The following is a 3,904-nucleotide window of genomic DNA, read 5'->3' as shown; positions in this document are numbered from 1 at the left end:
GATCCTGGTAGCTTATCTGAAACCACTTGCATAAACAATTTCCTAATCGTTAATTGCTGATTGTAAATGGTTATAATGTGGCCTGGTATCGGGATTTTGGAATAACGGAAATAGTCTTTATCGCGCTCTTCGCGATCCTGTATGTACTTTACCTGGTACGCGTTATCCGCATTGGCAAAAGTCTGAATACACCTTACTCCACGGTATTCATCAAACTTATCCTGCGCACATTATATTTTGCACTATTCCTCATTGCCTTGCTGGGGCCATCGTTCGGTGGCTCGAAGAAAGAAGTGAAGTCAGTGGGGAAAGATATTATGATCTGCATCGACTTGTCCAAATCTATGGACGCTTTTGATGTTCAGCCTACGCGTCTTGAAAAGATCAAGTTCGAAATGAAGCGGCTTATCGAAGCCTTTAACTCCGATCGTATCGGCATTATCATTTTCAGTTCAGAAGCCTTTATGCAATGTCCGCTCACCTACGATCAGAATGCATTGAATCTTTTTATTGAGACGATGAATTCGGGATTAGTACCAAGCTCGGGCACCGACTTTGGTCCTCCCCTGCGCATGGCACTAAAGAAACTGGAAGATGAGAATGGTCCGCCAACACAAGCTAAATCCAAGATCGTAATCCTCATCAGCGATGGCGAAGACTTTGGAGAAGATACGGAAGACGTAACACGCGAGATCGATCGAAAAGGTATAAAACTCTTTACACTCGGTGTTGGTACAGAAGCCGGTGGTAACATTTATGCGGGCCGCGGACTCAAGACGGATAAAAACGGAAGGCCGGTGCTCTCTAAACTCAATGCCGGTTCGCTCAAGGATCTGGCCAGTAAAACAGACGGTCAATATTTCGAGATCAATGAAACTAAAAACGATGTTTCGCGATTGATCAATACAATCAGCAAGATTGAAGGTGAATTGCGTGACACGCGTTTTATGGATGTTACTGCGAATAAGTATTTTTACTTTCTGGCTGTAGCGGCTATCTTGCTGGTAGTGGATATTATGATGAACATTCCTACGTTACGAATATAAAACGGTAAGGTAAATATGAAGTATATACTGGTTTCGATATTGGTGGTTGCTTTTGTTACTGATCCGCTGCGGATCGGCAAGATCAACCGTGCTAAATCAGAAGCACGCGAAGCCTATACTTCCGGTAATTATAAAGCGGCTATACAGAAATACCGTTACCTTATCGACTCTATGAAAGTGGCGGAAGATGAGTTGAAGCTCAATCTGGCCAACGCTTACTTCATGGTAAATGATACGGCTAACGCCATTACGCAATACGAATCACTTACCGGTAGTAACATCAAGAATGTAGTACGATCCAAAGCGCATCAGCAACTGGGTATACTGCATTACCGGAAACAAAAACTGGAAGAAGCGCTGAACGATTTCAAGCAGGCTATAAAAGCTCATCCGGATAATATGGATGCCCGCTATAATTACGAGTTGCTGAAGAAGAAGCTGGATGAGAAGAATAAGAAGGATCAACAGCAGCAACAGCAAAATAAAGATCAGAAGCAGGATCAACAGAAGAAAGATCAGCAGAACAAAGACCAGGAAAAGCAGGATCAAAAAGACCAGCAACAAAAAGATCAGGAGAAGAAAGAGCAAGAGAAGAAGGAACAACAGCAGAAGGAGCAACAGAAAAAAGACCAGGAACAAAAAGATAAAGAGCAGCAGCAAAAGGAAAAAGAGCAGCAGCAGAAAGACCAACAGAAAAAAGATCAAGAGAAGAAAGATCAGCAGGATAAAAAAGAAGAGCCGTCAGAGCAGAAAGAAGAAAAAGACAAGGAGAAGAAACCTAATCCGCAGCTCTCTGAAAAACTCGAGCAGATGAAGATCAGTGAAGAGAAAGCACGCATGATCCTCGAAGCGATGAAGAACCAGGAAGTACAATACCTGCAGCAGAACAAACGCAAGGCTACCAAGCCGAAGGATAAAGGTAAGCCTGACTGGTAGCCGCTATATATAGCTGTGATCAATCCATCTATAGCTTGATGATCGCAGCCTCTACGAAACTACAACCAGCAAACTCATTAACCCATGAAAGAAGTATATATCATTTCGGCTGTGCGCACTCCGATCGGAAGTTTCGGAGGAAGCCTGGCATCGTTAACCGCTACGGCACTTGGCTCGATCGCAGTAAAAGGGGCTGTTCAAAAAGCAGGCATCGACCCTAAACTCATCCAGGAATTATTTATCGGTAATGTAATCTCTTCCGGTCTGGGGCAAGCGCCTGCTACGCAAGTGGCTGCTGGTGCAGGACTCGGTTTTGAAATTCCATGCACACTCGTTAATAAAGTTTGTGCCTCCGGTATGAAAGCTGTTATGCTCGGAGCGCAATCTATTATGCTCGGACAAAACGATGTAGTAGTAGCCGGTGGTATGGAAAGCATGAGCAATATACCGTACTACCTGATGAAGGCACGCTATGGGTATAAATATGGCAACAGCGAACTGATCGATGGCCTTCAACACGATGGTCTTACCGATGTATATAATCATTGTGCAATGGGTGTATGCGCTGATAACACCGCGAAAGAGATGAACATCACCCGCCAGGATCAGGATACTTATGCGATCAATTCTTACAAACGCTCGGCTGCATCGTGGACGGCCGGTAGATTTAAAGATGAAATTATACCAGTAGAAATTACCGATCGCAAAGGTAATGTTACCGCCTTTAGTGAAGATGAAGAATATAAAAACGTAAACTTCGAAAAGATACCAGGCCTGAAAGCAGCCTTTACAAAAGAAGGCACTGTTACAGCCGCCAATGCATCTACCTTGAATGACGGTGCTTCTGCGCTGGTATTGATCAGCAAAGAGAAAGCAGATGCATTAGGCATTAAACCTATAGCAAAGATACTCGGCTTTGCCGATGCAGCACAAGACCCGATGTGGTTTACTACTACCCCATCGCTTGCTATACCCAAGGCTATCAAGAATGCCGGTATAGATAAAAAAGATGTTTCGTATTATGAGATTAACGAAGCATTCTCGGCAGTAGCAATTGCCAATAACATGAAGCTGGGACTCGATCCGGAGAAAGTAAATATCAACGGTGGTGCTGTTGCGTTAGGCCATCCGCTTGGTGCATCGGGTGCGCGAATTACCACGACACTCATCAATGTACTGAAGCAGAATAAAGCTGGTATAGGAGTCGCGGGAATTTGTAATGGTGGCGGAGGAGCTTCCGCAATTGTAATCGAAAATATATAAACTAAAAATCCCGGGAAACCGGGATTTAGTTTTTTATAGTATTGCGTGAGTTTCTGCTCTTTCCGATCTCGGCATCACGATTACCTTCGCGATAAAAGTGAATGGCAAAGGCGGTTGCAAAACCAACGATGGTGCTTAGAAAAACAATGGTATATATAGTTACAAAATCGAAGGTCATTGCTTTATGTTCTTTAACATCTTCAAATTGTCTCGATACACAAATATAGCCAAAATTGAGAAAATCACGACTAATACAAATCCAAAAAACATCAGCATCATTGATTTACCCGTCAGCACTCCCGGACTTTGTTGAATAATCAACGAAAGAACACCGGTAATAGTTGCCAGTACAGCAACCGACAATATTTTCAAGATTTCTGTATTGAGCTTAAGCTTTTGATCAACATAAAACTTCTCTTTCTCGTCCATAAAAATTACAGCCAACAGTACAACATAACGCTATCAAAATGATCGTTAAAATGCATAATTTTCAAATTCGATACAACGTTAATCACTCATGAGATTTACCGCGTTATTATTGGTGATATTTCCACTGGCTGCTATCGCTCAGAAAGAAGTAAGAACCTATTACGATCAGCAGCAAAAACATATACAGGAAATATATACTGCTTCAAAAGAAGACGATCAAAAGATCATTG

Annotated in this window: 5 protein-coding genes; 3 read left to right on the top strand and 2 right to left on the bottom strand. The window is 42.6% G+C overall.

Annotation, left to right across the window (positions count from 1 at the left end; all coding sequences use genetic code 11):
• Positions 1–77: 77 nt before the first annotated feature.
• The 3 genes from VIN08_RS26565 to VIN08_RS26555 all read left to right on the top strand — a co-directional run bounded on the left by VIN08_RS26565 (position 78) and on the right by VIN08_RS26555 (position 3,245).
• The gene (locus VIN08_RS26565; protein WP_331972256.1) at positions 78–1,046 is read left to right on the top strand and encodes a vWA domain-containing protein; all 969 of its coding nucleotides are present in this window, start codon (positions 78–80) and stop codon (positions 1,044–1,046) included.
• Positions 1,047–1,061: 15 nt separating this feature from the next.
• A complete protein-coding gene (locus VIN08_RS26560; protein WP_331972254.1) occupies positions 1,062–1,982 on the top strand; it encodes a tetratricopeptide repeat protein in 921 nt (306 codons plus the stop codon).
• Between the two features lie 84 nt (positions 1,983–2,066).
• Positions 2,067–3,245, top strand: coding sequence for an acetyl-CoA C-acyltransferase (locus VIN08_RS26555; RefSeq protein ID WP_331972252.1), 1,179 nt, complete (start codon positions 2,067–2,069; stop codon positions 3,243–3,245).
• A 25-nt stretch (positions 3,246–3,270) separates the two neighbouring features.
• Here the strand turns inward: VIN08_RS26555 and VIN08_RS26550 are convergent, their stop codons facing one another.
• On the bottom strand, positions 3,271–3,423 hold the full coding sequence (locus VIN08_RS26550) for a hypothetical protein (protein WP_331972249.1): 153 nt from the start codon (positions 3,421–3,423) through the stop codon (positions 3,271–3,273).
• A complete protein-coding gene (locus VIN08_RS26545; protein ID WP_331972247.1) occupies positions 3,420–3,674 on the bottom strand; it encodes a hypothetical protein in 255 nt (84 codons plus the stop codon). The genes VIN08_RS26550 and VIN08_RS26545 overlap by 4 nt, the downstream gene beginning before the upstream one ends.
• Positions 3,675–3,904: the final 230 nt, after the last annotated feature.

The sequence above is a fragment of the Ohtaekwangia sp. genome, from assembly GCF_036568665.1.
Lineage (GTDB): Bacteria > Bacteroidota > Bacteroidia > Cytophagales > Cyclobacteriaceae > Ohtaekwangia.
The sequence above is the reverse complement of the archived record's forward strand: the minus strand, read 5'-3'. Positions and strand labels throughout refer to the sequence as shown.

What these genes read in the sequence shown, in the direction of transcription:
- VIN08_RS26560 (WP_331972254.1), top strand. Translation starts at nt 1,062, where the DNA reads ATGAAGTATATACTGGTTTCGATATTGGTGGTTGCTTTTGTTACTGAT.
- VIN08_RS26555 (WP_331972252.1), top strand. Translation starts at nt 2,067, where the DNA reads ATGAAAGAAGTATATATCATTTCGGCTGTGCGCACTCCGATCGGAAGT.
- VIN08_RS26550 (WP_331972249.1), bottom strand. Translation starts at nt 3,423, where the DNA reads ATGACCTTCGATTTTGTAACTATATATACCATTGTTTTTCTAAGCACC.
- VIN08_RS26545 (WP_331972247.1), bottom strand. Translation starts at nt 3,674, where the DNA reads ATGGACGAGAAAGAGAAGTTTTATGTTGATCAAAAGCTTAAGCTCAAT.